At 61.4% G+C, this 13,133-nt stretch carries 10 protein-coding genes; 6 read left to right on the top strand and 4 right to left on the bottom strand.

Annotation, left to right across the window (positions count from 1 at the left end; all coding sequences use genetic code 11):
* Nucleotides 1-10 precede the first annotated feature (10 nt).
* Nucleotides 11-1,525 carry an ABC transporter substrate-binding protein gene (locus tag AC0IYN_RS02195; RefSeq protein ID WP_406597336.1) on the top strand — a complete coding sequence of 505 codons (1,515 nt, stop codon included), beginning with the start codon at nt 11-13 and terminating at the stop codon, nt 1,523-1,525.
* A 103-nt stretch (nt 1,526-1,628) separates the two neighbouring features.
* Here the strand turns inward: AC0IYN_RS02195 and AC0IYN_RS02190 are convergent, their stop codons facing one another.
* The 4 genes from AC0IYN_RS02190 to AC0IYN_RS02175 all read right to left on the bottom strand — a co-directional run bounded on the left by AC0IYN_RS02190 (nt 1,629) and on the right by AC0IYN_RS02175 (nt 5,327).
* Nucleotides 1,629-2,369, bottom strand: coding sequence for a YciK family oxidoreductase (locus AC0IYN_RS02190; RefSeq protein ID WP_034102626.1), 741 nt, complete (start codon nt 2,367-2,369; stop codon nt 1,629-1,631).
* A 188-nt stretch (nt 2,370-2,557) separates the two neighbouring features.
* The gene (mupP, locus tag AC0IYN_RS02185) at nt 2,558-3,229 is read right to left on the bottom strand and encodes an N-acetylmuramic acid 6-phosphate phosphatase MupP (protein ID WP_458376658.1); all 672 of its coding nucleotides are present in this window, start codon (nt 3,227-3,229) and stop codon (nt 2,558-2,560) included.
* 4 nt (nt 3,230-3,233) lie between these two features.
* Nucleotides 3,234-3,932 carry a bifunctional 2-polyprenyl-6-hydroxyphenol methylase/3-demethylubiquinol 3-O-methyltransferase UbiG gene (ubiG, locus tag AC0IYN_RS02180; protein ID WP_471840406.1) on the bottom strand — a complete coding sequence of 233 codons (699 nt, stop codon included), beginning with the start codon at nt 3,930-3,932 and terminating at the stop codon, nt 3,234-3,236.
* Nucleotides 3,933-3,995: 63 nt separating this feature from the next.
* On the bottom strand, nt 3,996-5,327 hold the full coding sequence (locus AC0IYN_RS02175; RefSeq protein ID WP_471840404.1) for a TRZ/ATZ family hydrolase: 1,332 nt from the start codon (nt 5,325-5,327) through the stop codon (nt 3,996-3,998).
* A gap of 108 nt (nt 5,328-5,435) precedes the next feature.
* Between AC0IYN_RS02175 and mtnA the strand changes: the two genes are divergently transcribed.
* The 5 genes from mtnA (at nt 5,436) to hisC (ending at nt 13,130) form a co-directional block, all read left to right on the top strand.
* Nucleotides 5,436-6,506: an S-methyl-5-thioribose-1-phosphate isomerase gene (gene mtnA, locus AC0IYN_RS02170; RefSeq protein WP_457247744.1), complete on the top strand. Its 1,071-nt coding sequence runs from the start codon at nt 5,436-5,438 to the stop codon at nt 6,504-6,506.
* A gap of 424 nt (nt 6,507-6,930) precedes the next feature.
* Nucleotides 6,931-9,585 (top strand): DNA gyrase subunit A, encoded by a 2,655-nt coding sequence (gene gyrA, locus AC0IYN_RS02165; RefSeq protein ID WP_032892792.1) that lies wholly within the window; start codon nt 6,931-6,933, stop codon nt 9,583-9,585.
* A gap of 243 nt (nt 9,586-9,828) precedes the next feature.
* Nucleotides 9,829-10,914 (top strand): 3-phosphoserine/phosphohydroxythreonine transaminase, encoded by a 1,086-nt coding sequence (serC, locus tag AC0IYN_RS02160; protein WP_457238354.1) that lies wholly within the window; start codon nt 9,829-9,831, stop codon nt 10,912-10,914.
* Complete coding sequence (gene pheA / locus AC0IYN_RS02155) at nt 10,914-12,008, top strand: prephenate dehydratase (protein ID WP_471840401.1); 1,095 nt, start codon at nt 10,914-10,916, stop codon at nt 12,006-12,008. Before serC ends, pheA begins: the two co-directional genes overlap by 1 nt.
* Nucleotides 12,009-12,017: 9 nt before the next feature.
* Complete coding sequence (hisC, locus tag AC0IYN_RS02150; protein ID WP_078047492.1) at nt 12,018-13,130, top strand: histidinol-phosphate transaminase; 1,113 nt, start codon at nt 12,018-12,020, stop codon at nt 13,128-13,130.
* Nucleotides 13,131-13,133: the final 3 nt, after the last annotated feature.

The following is a 13,133-nucleotide window of genomic DNA, read 5'->3' as shown; positions in this document are numbered from 1 at the left end:
GAGTTGTGATATGCAATCGCGCCACTTGAAGTTGCTCGCCGCCGCAACATTGACCGCCTGGTCGCTGACCGCCGGTTTCGCCCAGGCCGCTGGTGTCCTGACCATCGGCTGCCGTGAAGACAGTACCACGTTCGACCCGATCAAAAGCGCGCAAAACCGCGACACCTGGGTGTTCGCCAACGTCTACGACACCCTGGTGCGCGTCGACAACCTGGGCACCAAGATGGAACCGGGCCTGGCCGAAAGCTGGGACATTTCCAAGGATGGTCTGACCTACACCTTCAAGCTGCGTGATGCGAAGTTCTCCGACGGTTCGGCGATCACCGCCGACGATGCAGCGTTCAGCCTGCTGCGCATCCGCGACAACAAGGCTTCGCTGTGGGCTGATCCCTTCAACCTGATCAACACCGCCAAGGCATCGGACCCGAAAACCCTGGTGGTCACCTTGAAGACTCCGGCCGTGGCCTTCCTCTCTCAATTGGCGTCGCCGACGGTGTCGATCCTGTCGGAGAAAGCCATGACCAAGATGGGCGAAGACGCCTACTCGGAAAACCCGGTGACCTCCGGCGCCTTTACCGTGGACGAGTGGCGCAAGGGCGACCGCGTCATCCTGAAGAAAAACCCGAACTTCTGGCAGGCCAAGAACGTGAGCCTGGATGGCGTGGAGTGGGTGTCCGTCACCGACGACAACACGCGCATGCGCATGGTGCAGAACAACGAACTGGACACGGCGATCTTCGTACCGTTCTCGCGGGTTGAGGAGTTGAAGAAAGACAAGAACGTGGTGATCCACGCCGACCCGTCCACCCGTGAAGATCACTTGCTGATCAACCACGACCACGGGCTACTGGCCAAGCCGGAAGTGCGTCAGGCGCTGGACATGGCCATCGACAAACAATCGCTGGTGAAAACCGCCACTTACGGCCAAGGCACCGTGGCCTATTCCTACATTCCAAAAGGCTCGCTGTACCACTACGCCAACAACCTGCAACGCCCGTATGACCCGACCGCCGCCAAGAAGCTGCTGGAGCAGGCCGGTGCCAAGGACTTGAAACTCAACTACGTGGTCAACGCCGGCAACGAGGCCGACGAGCAGATAGCGGTCATCATCAAGGATCAACTGGCCAAGGTCGGCGTAACCGCCAACCTGCAAAAGGTCGACCCGACCCAGAGCTGGCAGATGCTGGTGGACGGTGAATACGATATTTCGGTGATGTACTGGACCAACGACATCCTCGACCCAGACCAGAAGACCACCTTCGTGCTGGGCCACGACACCAACCAGAACTACATGACCCGTTACAAGAACGACAAGGTCAAGGACCTGGTGGCCGCTGCGCGGATCGAAGCAGACCCGGTCAAGCGTGAGCAGATGTACGTGGAACTGCAGAAGCTGGCGAAACAGGATGTTAACTGGATCGACTTGTACTACAGCCCCTACATCAACATCTCACGCAAAAACGTGAGCAACTTCCTGCAAAACCCGCTGGGCCGTTTCACCCTCGAAGAAGTGGTGAAGAACTAACCCGCGACGCTATCCCTTGTAGGAGCCGGCTTGCCGGCGATGGCGTCCTCTTGATCGATGCTGATTTCAAGGGCCTCATCGCCGGCAAGCCGGCTCCTACAGTTTATTGCGCGTCGAACGCCTGGCCGTTGATGCCGGCACTGTCCGGCCCCATCAGGTACAGGTACACCGGCATGATTTCTTCCGGCGCGGGCCGTTCCATCGGGTTTTCCCCTGGGTAGGCCTGGGCGCGCATGCTGGTGCGCGTACCGCCGGGGTTGATGCTGTTGGAGCGTACCGCGGCCACATCCTCAAGCTCATCGGCCAGGGTTTGCATCAAGCCTTCGGTCGCAAACTTCGACACGCCATAAGCGCCCCAGTAAGCCCGACCCTTGCGCCCGACACTGCTGGAGGTGAACACCACCGACGCATCCTGGGACAGCTTCAGCAGCGGTAGCAATGTGCTGGTCAGCATGAACATCGCGTTGACGTTTACGTGCATCACCCGCATGAAATTCTCGCCGGACAACTGCTCGAGCGGCGTGCGTGGGCCGATGATCGAGGCGTTGTGCAGCAGGCCGTCGAGGTGGCCGAATTCCTTTTCGATCATCGCGGCCAGCTCATCGTATTGATGGGGCAGGGCGGTCTCCAGGTTGAACGGGATCACCACCGGTTGCGGCTGGCCGGCCGCTTCGATTTCGTCATATACCTGGGCCAGGTTGGCTTCGGTCTTGCCCAGCAACAGCACGGTAGCGCCATGGGCGGCGTAGGTCTTCGCCGCCGCCGCGCCGATCCCGCGACCGGCGCCGGTCACCAGGATGATGCGGCCTTTGAGCAGGTCTGGACGTGCGGAGTAATCAAACATAAATAGCCTCGACAAAAGTTCAGCAGGTTGCAGACACCAAACTTGAAAGCAACGTTGATCCCCTGTGGGAGCGGGCTTGCTCGCGAATGCGGAGTATCAGGCCGCAAATTTGGTCCTGATAGACCGCCTTCGCGAGCAAGCCCGCTGCCACATTTGGATCTTCATTGGTCAGTAGATTTGGTGAACAATCAGCAACTGCACAGTGCGTTATCCAGCACCTTGCGCAGTTCCAGCGGGTGATCCACCACCACATCGGCGCCCCAGTGGCGCGGGTTGTCGTCCGGGTGGATATAGCCGTAGGTGACCGCTGCGGTGCGGGTGCCGGCGTCGCGGCCGGACTCGATATCGCGCAGGTCATCGCCCACGAACAACACGCTGGCCGGGTCCAGGTCGAGCATCTTGCACGCCAGGATCATCGGCTCCGGGTCCGGCTTGCTGTTTTTTACGTGATCAGGGCAAATCAGCAGCGCCGAGCGCTCGGCCAGGCCCAGTTGCTGCATGATCGGTTCGGCAAAGCGCAGTGGCTTGTTGGTGACCACGCCCCAGATGAGGTTGGCCTTCTCGATGTCTTCCAGCAGCTCGGCCATGCCGTCGAACAGTTTGCTGTGGACCGCGCAGCCCTTGAGGTAACGCTCGAGGAATTCCAGGCGCAGTTCTTCGAAGCCCGGGGATTCCGGGTCCATCGAGAAGGTCACGGCGACCATCGCCCGCGCGCCGCCGGAGATCTCATCGCGGATATGCTCGGGGTTGATCGGCCCCAGTCCGCGGTCGGCCCGCATGGCCTGGCAGATGGCGATAAAGTCCGGCGCGGTGTCCAGCAGGGTACCGTCCATATCGAAGAGAACCGCTCGCAACTTCACAGGCTCACTCCTCGCGCAGGGTTTGGATCATGTAGTTGACGTCAACGTCGTTGGTCAGCTTGTAGTGCTTGGTCAGCGGGTTGTAGGTCAGGCCGATGATGTCCTTGACGGTCAGCCCGGCCTGGCGGCTCCAGGCACCCAGCTCGGACGGACGGATGAATTTCTTGAAGTCATGGGTGCCGCGCGGCAGCAGCTTCATGATGTATTCGGCGCCGATGATTGCGAACAGGTAGGCCTTGGGGTTGCGGTTGATGGTGGAAAAGAACACCTGGCCGCCGGGCTTGACCATGCGGAAGCACGCGCGGATCACCGAGGACGGGTCCGGTACGTGTTCGAGCATTTCCAGGCAGGTGACCACGTCGAACTGCTCGGGCATTTCTTCGGCCAGGGCTTCGGCGGTGATCTGGCGGTATTCCACGCTCACGCCGGATTCCAGTTGATGCAGTTGGGCCACGGCCAAGGGCGCTTCGCCCATGTCGATGCCCATCACGGTCGCGCCGCGCTGGGCCATGGCTTCGCTGAGAATACCGCCACCGCAACCCACATCCAGCACCTTCTTGCCGGCTAGGTTGACGCGTTCGTCAATCCAGTTGACCCGCAGCGGGTTGATGTCGTGCAGCGGCTTGAATTCGCTCTCGCGGTCCCACCAGCGGTGAGCCAGGGCTTCGAATTTGGCGATTTCGGCGTGGTCGACGTTGCTCATGGTGAATCCTCTAAACCTGATAATCGTTTGGTCAGTCCTGAACCCAGGGGTTCAAAACCTTCGTTATTCGCTGTGCCCGCTGATGCGTTGGCCCCAGGCGATGGCCGTGGCGGTCAACTGTTGTTCATCCATGCGGGTCAATTGCCGGTCGTCGAGCAACTGCTTGCCGGCGACCCAAAGGTGTTTCACACAATCGCGTCCGGTGGCATATATAAGCTGCGAGACCGGATCGTAGATCGGTTGTTGCGCCAGCCCCGACAGATCGAAGGCGGCGATATCTGCCGCCTTGCCAACTTCCAGCGAGCCAATCTCGCTTTCCAGGCCCATGGCCCGCGCGCCGTTGAGCGTCGCCATGCGCAGGGCGCGATGGGCATCCAGCGCGGTGGCAGAGCCGGCGACCGCCTTGGCGAGCATGGCTGCGGTGCGGGTTTCGCCCAGCAGGTCGAGGTCATTGTTACTGGCGGCGCCGTCGGTGCCGATTGCTACATTCACGCCAGCCTGCCACAGACGCTCCACCGGGCAAAAGCCGCTGGCCAGTTTCAGGTTCGATTCCGGGCAATGGATCACGCTGGTGTTGCTTTCTACCAGCAAAGCCAGGTCGTCCTCGCTGATTTGGGTCATATGAACGGCCTGGAAGCGCGGCCCCAGCAGCCCGAGTCGGCCCAGGCGCGCCAGTGGGCGCTCACCGGTCTGCTCGACGGCTTGCTGCACTTCGAAGGCGGTTTCGTGCACGTGCATATGGATCGCGGCGTCCAGCTCTTCGGCGATGACGCGGATTTTTTCCAGGTTGTCATCGCACACCGTATAGGGCGCGTGGGGGCCGAAGGTGATCTTGATGCGTGGGTGGTGCTTGAGGTCGCCGAACAGCTCGATGCCCTGGCGCAGGGCCTCGTCGGGCGTGCTGGCGCCCGGAATCGGGAAGTCGAGGATCGGAATCGCGATCTGCGCGCGCATGCCGCTGTTGTGCACGCAGTCGCTGGCGACCTTGGGGTAGAAGTACATGTCGGAGAAGCAGGTGATGCCGCCCTTGATTTGCTCGGCGATGGCCAGGTCGGTGCCGTCGCGCACGAAGGCTTCATCGACCCACTTGGCCTCGGCGGGCCAGATGTGCTTTTCCAGCCAGGTCATCAGTGGCAGGTCGTCGGCCAGGCCGCGAAACAGGCTCATTGCCGCGTGGCCGTGGGCGTTGATCAGGCCGGGGCTGAGCAGCACGCCCGGCAGCTCGCGGGTCTCCAGGGCGGGCTGCTTCAAGGCGGCTTCGCGAGGGCCAATAAATGCAATGCGCCCATCGCGCATGCCCAGGCCATGCTCTTTGAGCACCACGCCAGCTGGTTCGACAGGCACCAGCCATGTAGGCAGCAACAATAAGTCGAGCGGGGCGGCAGTGGCGGTCATCGCAGGCTTCTTCCCAGGCAGCTATAAAAGAAGGGCGAAGTATACCCGAGCGTCCTGGCTGGCGGATCGCTATAATCGGCGGCTTTGTTCATGAGTGCGGAGTAAGGGATGCGCGATCGACTGTTGGCAGCGGAGAAGGTGAAGGCCATCGATTGGCGTGATGGCGCGCTGTACCTGCTCGATCAGCGTGCCTTGCCGTCCCGCGAGAGCTGGGTGGCGTGCGTCACGGTCGAAGACGTCGCGGCGGCCATCCGTTCGATGGTGGTGCGCGGGGCACCGGCCATTGGTATCAGTGCCGCATATGGCCTGGTGCTGGCGGCGCGTGAACGGATCGCCGAGGGCGGTGACTGGCAGGCCTCCTGGGAAGAAGACTACGCACTTTTAGCCGATGCCCGACCGACTGCGTCGAACCTGTTCTGGGCGTTGAAGCGCATGCGCGACCGCCTGGACCGCGTCAAAAAGCACGCCGACCCGCTGGCGGTGCTGGAAGCCGAGGCGATTGCGATCCACGAGAGTGATCGCGAAGCCAACCTGACCATGGCCCAGCTGGGCGTCGAGCTGATCCGCAAGCACCAGGGCAATGCCCAGGCCATCCTTACCCATGGTAATGCAGGCGCCCTGGCGACCGGCGGCGTGGGCACGGCGCTCGGGGTGATTCGAGCAGCTTACCTGGAAGGCATGGTCGAGCAGGTGTACGCCAATGAAACCCGGCCCTGGCTGCAGGGTTCGCGGCTGACCGCCTGGGAACTGGCGGGCGAGGGCATCCCGGTGACGGTGAATGCCGATTCGGCGGGTGCGCATATCCTCAAGACCAAAGGCGTGACCTGGGTAATCGTCGGCGCCGATTGCATTGCCGCCAATGGCGATGTGATCAGCAAGATCGGCACCTACCAACTGGCGGTGTGTGCGATGCACCACGGTGTGCGCTTCATGGTGGTGGCGCCGAGCTCGACCCTGGATATGATGATGGCCAGTGGCGATGACGTGGCCCTGGAAGAGCGCGATGCCGGTGAACTGTTGGACGTGATGGGGCAGCGTCTTGAGGCGGCTGCGTTTAATCCGGTATTCGATGTGACGCCGGCTGACTTGATTGATGTGATCGTGACGGAGAAAGGCGTGGTCGAGCGGCCGGATACGGCCAAATTGGCCAAGTTGATGTGTCGCAAGCGCTTGCATTGAGGGGCCTGGCGCCCGTGAAATGGCAATCGCAGGCAATCCAGCTCTCACATTGGATAGTGTTCACAGGTCTAAGTGTGGGAGATGGCTTGCCTGCGATTGGCCATTTAAGTCAATAAAATCCTCGGATCCACGCCCGAAAAATAGCACCACCCCATCTCTGAGCCCCTCTCGTCCCCCTCAAGCCTGTCATCCGTCAACTTACTATGCTCCATGCGCATCAGGGGGATAGGTGCGTGGCGGCGATTGTGATAACATCCGGCGGTTTCCAGGGTTGCCCCGAGGGGTGGCCTATAACGTGCAGATCCGTGTCATAACTCGTTGATTTGTCGTAAGTCGTTGTCAGGCACTTTGCCGGCAGCGGCGAGCTTCGTTCGTCCCATATGGATGTGACGAGGTTTCACCCGAAAAAGGAATCAGGCTTCTCATGGGCGAACTGGCCAAAGAAATCCTCCCGGTCAATATCGAAGACGAGCTGAAACAGTCCTACCTCGACTACGCGATGAGCGTAATTGTCGGTCGGGCACTGCCTGATGCGCGCGATGGCTTGAAGCCCGTGCACCGGCGTGTGCTGTTCGCGATGAGCGAGCTGGGTAACGACTGGAACAAGCCGTACAAGAAATCTGCCCGTGTTGTCGGTGACGTGATCGGTAAGTATCACCCTCACGGCGACACTGCGGTGTACGACACCATCGTTCGGATGGCCCAGCCGTTTTCCCTGCGCTACCTGCTGGTAGACGGCCAGGGCAACTTCGGTTCGGTCGACGGCGACAACGCCGCGGCCATGCGATACACCGAAGTGCGCATGACCAAGCTGGCGCACGAGCTGCTGGCCGACCTGCATAAAGAAACCGTGGACTGGGTGCCGAACTACGACGGCACCGAAATGATCCCGGCCGTCATGCCGACCAAGATCCCCAACCTGCTGGTCAACGGTTCCAGCGGTATCGCCGTGGGCATGGCAACCAACATCCCGCCGCACAACCTCGGTGAAGTCATCGACGGTTGCCTGGCCCTCATCGACAACCCCGAGCTGACCGTCGACGAGCTGATGCAATACATCCCGGGTCCGGACTTCCCGACCGCTGCGATCATCAACGGTCGCGCCGGCATCATCGAAGCCTACCGTACCGGTCGTGGCCGCATTTACATGCGCGCCCGCTCGATGATCGAAGACATCGACAAAGTCGGTGGCCGCCAGCAGATCGTCATCACCGAACTCCCGTACCAGCTGAACAAAGCGCGTCTGATCGAGAAGATCGCCGAGCTGGTCAAAGAGAAGAAGCTCGAAGGCATCACCGAGCTGCGCGACGAGTCTGACAAAGACGGTATGCGCGTGGTGATCGAGCTGCGTCGTGGCGAAGTGCCTGAGGTGATCCTCAACAACCTCTACGCCCAGACCCAGCTGCAAAGCGTGTTTGGTATCAACGTGGTTGCACTGATCGACGGCCGCCCGCGCATCCTGAACCTCAAGGATCTGCTGGAAGCCTTCGTGCGTCACCGCCGCGAAGTGGTCACCCGCCGTACCGTGTTCGAACTGCGCAAGGCTCGCGAACGCGGCCACATCCTGGAAGGCCAGGCCGTTGCGCTGTCGAACATCGACCCGGTGATCGCCCTGATCAAAGCCTCGCCAACCCCGTCGGAAGCCAAAGAGGCGCTGATCAGCACCCCTTGGGAATCCAGCGCCGTGGTGGCCATGGTTGAGCGTGCCGGCGCCGATTCGTGCCGTCCGGAGACCCTGGACCCGCAATACGGTCTGCGCGAAGGCAAGTACTTCCTGTCGCCGGAACAGGCCCAGGCTATCCTGGAACTGCGCCTGCACCGCCTGACCGGCCTGGAGCACGAGAAGCTGCTGGCCGAGTACCAGGAGATCCTCAACCAGATCGGCGAGTTGATCCGCATCCTCAGCAGCGCCGTGCGCCTGATGGAAGTGATCCGCGAAGAACTGGAAGTGATCCGCGCCGAATACGGCGATGTGCGCCGCACCGAGATTCTCGACGCGCGCCTCGACCTGACCCTGGGTGACATGATCCCGGAAGAAGAGCGTGTGGTGACCATCTCCCACGGTGGCTATGCCAAGACCCAGCCGCTGGCTGCGTACCAGGCCCAGCGTCGTGGTGGTAAAGGTAAATCGGCTACTGGCGTCAAGGATGAGGACTACATCGCTCACCTGCTGGTCGCCAACAGCCACACCACGCTGCTGCTGTTTTCCAGCAAAGGCAAGGTGTACTGGCTCAAGACCTACGAGATCCCGGAAGCCTCCCGTGCCGCCCGTGGTCGTCCGCTGGTCAACCTGCTGCCGCTGGACAGTGATGAATACATCACCACCATGTTGCCGGTCGAGGAATACACCGAAGGTCACTTCATCTTCATGGCCACCGCCAAAGGCACCGTCAAGAAGACCCCGCTGGAATCCTTCAGCCGCCAGCGCAGCGTGGGCCTCATCGCCCTGGAGCTGGACGAAGGTGACGTGCTGATCTCCGCTGCCATCACCGATGGCGAGCGTGAAGTCATGCTGTTCTCCGACGGCGGCAAGGTGACGCGCTTCAAGGAATCCGACGTTCGTGCCATGGGCCGTACCGCCCGCGGTGTGCGCGGCATGCGCCTGCCAGAAGGGCAAAAGTTGATTTCGATGCTGATCCCGGAAGAAGGCAGCCAGATCCTCACCGCTTCCGAGCGTGGTTATGGCAAGCGCACCGCCATCAGCGAGTTCCCGGAGTACAAGCGTGGCGGCCAAGGCGTGATCGCCATGGTCAGCAACGACCGCAACGGCCGTCTGGTCGGCGCGGTCCAGGTGCTCGACGGCGAGGAGATCATGCTGATTTCCGACCAGGGCACCTTGGTACGTACCCGTGTGGCCGAAGTGTCGAGCCTGGGCCGTAACACCCAGGGCGTGACGCTGATCAAGCTGGCCAAGGACGAAAAACTGGTCGGCCTGGAGCGTGTCCAGGAGCCATCGGAAGTCGAAGGCGAAGAGTTGGAAGGTGAGGAATTTGAAGGCGAGGTGATCGCAGCAGGCGATGACAACGTCGACGAGCCAACCCTCGATGCTGCCGCAGACGAAGAAGAACCGCAGGAATAAGCGGACACACAGGGGGCGGATGAAGATTCGCCCCCTTGTTGTTTGTCCCTTATGAAATAACACGTCCTTTGGCTGGACGCGGTCAATGTGGGAGCTGGCTTGCCTGCGATGGCAGCGCCGCGGTATCACTGTGCTACCGAGGTGCCCCTATCGCAGGCAAGCCAGCTCCCACAAGGGTTCGCTCCAGAGAAAGGTTGTTACCGAACATGATTGCAGCCCCACCAGATCAGAGTGAGATTGGATGTGAGCAAGAGAGCCTATAACTTCTGTGCCGGTCCCGCGGCGCTTCCTGAAGCAGTCCTGCAGCGTGCGCAGGGTGAACTCCTCGACTGGCATGGAAAAGGCCTCTCCGTGATGGAAATGAGCCATCGCAGCGATGAGTTCGTGTCCATCGCCACCAAGGCCGAGCAGGATCTGCGCGACTTGCTGGACATCCCATCCAACTACAAAGTGCTGTTCCTGCAGGGCGGCGCCAGCCAGCAGTTCGCCCAGATCCCGCTGAACCTGCTGCCGGAAGACGGCACTGCCGACTATATCGACACCGGTATCTGGGGCCAGAAGGCCATTGAAGAGGCTTCGCGTTACGGTCACGTCAATATTGCCGGTACCGCCAAGCCCTACGATTACTTCGCCATTCCCGGTCAGAACGAGTGGAAGCTGTCGAAGGACGCTGCCTACGTTCACTACGTGGCCAACGAAACCATCGGCGGCCTGGAATTCGACTGGGTGCCGGAAGTCGGCGACGTTCCGCTGGTGTGCGACATGTCTTCGGACATCCTCTCGCGCCCGATCGATGTGTCCAAGTACGGCATGATCTACGCCGGCGCGCAGAAGAACATCGGCCCGAGCGGCATCCTGGTCAACATTATCCGCGAAGACCTGCTGGGGCGTGCCCGTTCGCTGTGCCCGACCATGCTCAACTACAAGGTCGCGGCCGATAACGGCTCGATGTACAACACCCCGCCGGCGTTCGCCTGGTACCTGTCCGGCCTGGTCTTCGAGTGGCTGAAAGAGCAGGGCGGTGTCGCTGCCATGGGCAAGCTGAACGAAGAGAAGAAGCGCACCCTGTACGACTTCATCGACGCCAGCGGCCTGTACAGCAACCCGATCAACCTGACTGACCGCTCGTGGATGAACGTGCCGTTCCGCCTGGCTGACGACCGTCTGGACAAGCCATTCCTGGCCGGTGCCGACGAGCGTGGCCTGCTGAACCTCAAGGGTCACCGATCGGTCGGTGGCATGCGCGCCTCCATCTACAACGCTGTCGACATCAACGCCATCAAGGCGCTGGTTGCCTATATGGCAGAGTTCGAAAAGGAACACGGCTAATGTCTGAGCAAGAACTCAAGGCGCTGCGCGTACGCATTGACAGCCTGGACGAGAAAGTCCTGGAGCTGATCAGTGAGCGCGCGCGGTGTGCCCAGGAAGTGGCACGGGTGAAGATGGCGTCCCTGGCTGAAGGCGAAGTGCCGGTGTTCTACCGTCCCGAGCGTGAGGCCCAGGTGCTCAAGCGTGTGATGGATCGCAACAAGGGCCCGTTGGGCAACGAAGAGATGGCGCGGTTGTTCCGTGAAATCATGTCTTCGTGCCTGGCCCTTGAGCAGCCGCTGAAAGTGGCCTACCTCGGCCCGGAAGGCACCTTCACCCAAGCGGCGGCCATGAAGCACTTCGGCCACGCGGTGATCAGCAAGCCGATGGCGGCGATCGACGAAGTGTTCCGTGAAGTGGCAGCCGGTGCGGTGAATTTTGGCGTGGTGCCGGTGGAAAACTCCACCGAAGGCGCGGTCAATCACACGCTGGACAGCTTCCTTGAGCACGACATGGTGATCTGCGGCGAAGTCGAGCTGCGTATCCACCACCACCTGCTGGTGGGTGAGAACACCAAGACTGACAGCATCAGCCGCATCTACTCCCATGCCCAGTCCCTGGCCCAGTGCCGCAAGTGGCTGGACGCTCACTACCCGAATGTCGAGCGCGTGGCGGTCTCCAGTAACGCCGAAGCCGCCAAGCGGGTCAAGGGCGAGTGGAATTCGGCGGCCATCGCCGGTGATATGGCGGCGGGCCTGTACGGCCTGACGCGCCTGGCCGAGAAAATCGAGGACCGCCCGGACAACTCCACGCGCTTCCTGATGATCGGCAGCCAGGAAGTGCCACCGACCGGCGACGACAAGACCTCCATCATTGTCTCCATGAGTAACAAGCCCGGCGCGCTGCATGAGCTGCTGGTGCCGTTCCACGACAACGGGATTGACCTGACGCGCATCGAGACTCGTCCTTCGCGCAGCGGTAAATGGACTTACGTGTTCTTTATCGACTTCATCGGCCACCACCGCGACCCACTGGTCAAGGGTGTGCTCGAGAAAATCAGTCAGGAAGCCGTGGCACTCAAGGTGCTGGGCTCTTACCCGAAAGCGGTTTTGTGAGGCTTTAACATGAGTGGCAACTTCCTCGCCCTGGCTCAGCCGGGCGTGCAACAACTGTCGCCTTACGTCCCGGGCAAGCCTGTGGACGAGCTGGCGCGTGAGTTGAACCTGGATCCGTCCAGGATCGTCAAGCTGGCGAGCAACGAGAACCCGCTGGGCCCTAGCCCGAAAGTGTTGGCGGCGATCCGTGAAGAATTGGCCGAGCTGACCCGCTACCCTGATGGCAACGGCTTTGCACTCAAGTCCCTGCTGGCGGAGAAGTGCCGGGTCGAGCTGAACCAGGTAACCCTGGGTAACGGTTCCAACGACATTCTTGAACTGGTCGGCCGTGCCTACCTGGCGCCAGGCTTGAACGCGGTGTTCAGCGAACACGCGTTTGCGGTCTATCCGATCGTGACCCAGGCGGTCGGTGCCGATGCGCGCGTCATTCCAGCGAAGGATTGGGGCCACGACCTGCCGGCCATGCTGGCGGCCATCGATGCACAAACCCGCGTGGTGTTTATCGCCAACCCGAACAACCCGACCGGCACGTGGTTCGACGCTCAGGCGCTGAACGACTTCCTGCAAGACGTGCCTGAACACGTGCTGGTGGTGCTGGACGAGGCGTACATCGAGTATGCCGAGGGCAGCGACCTGCCAGACGGCCTCGACTTCCTGGCGGCGTACCCGAACCTGCTGGTCTCGCGCACCTTCTCCAAGGCCTATGGTCTAGCGTCGCTGCGCGTGGGCTACGGCCTGTCCACGGCGGTGGTCGCTGATGTGCTGAACCGCGTGCGCCAGCCGTTCAACGTCAATAGCCTCGCCCTGGCGGCGGCTTGTGCGGCGGTGAAGGATGCCGAGTACCTGGAAGAAGGCCGTCGCATCAACGAAACCGGCATGCTGCAGTTACAGGAAGGTTTCCGTGAGCTCGGCCTGGGCTGGATTCCGTCCAAGGGCAATTTCATTTGTGTCGACCTCGGCCAAGTGGCTGCTCCGGTATTCCAGGGCCTGCTGCGCGAAGGCGTGATCGTGCGGCCGGTGGCCAACTACGGCATGCCGAACCACCTGCGCATCACCATCGGCCTGCCGGCGGAAAACAGCCGCTTCCTTGAGGCGCTGGCCAAGGTTCTGGCTCGTGGTTGATGT

The sequence above is a fragment of the Pseudomonas sp. AC112 genome (assembly GCF_979253545.1).
Note: the sequence above shows the minus strand (reverse complement) of the source record. Positions and strands in the feature narration are given on the sequence as shown.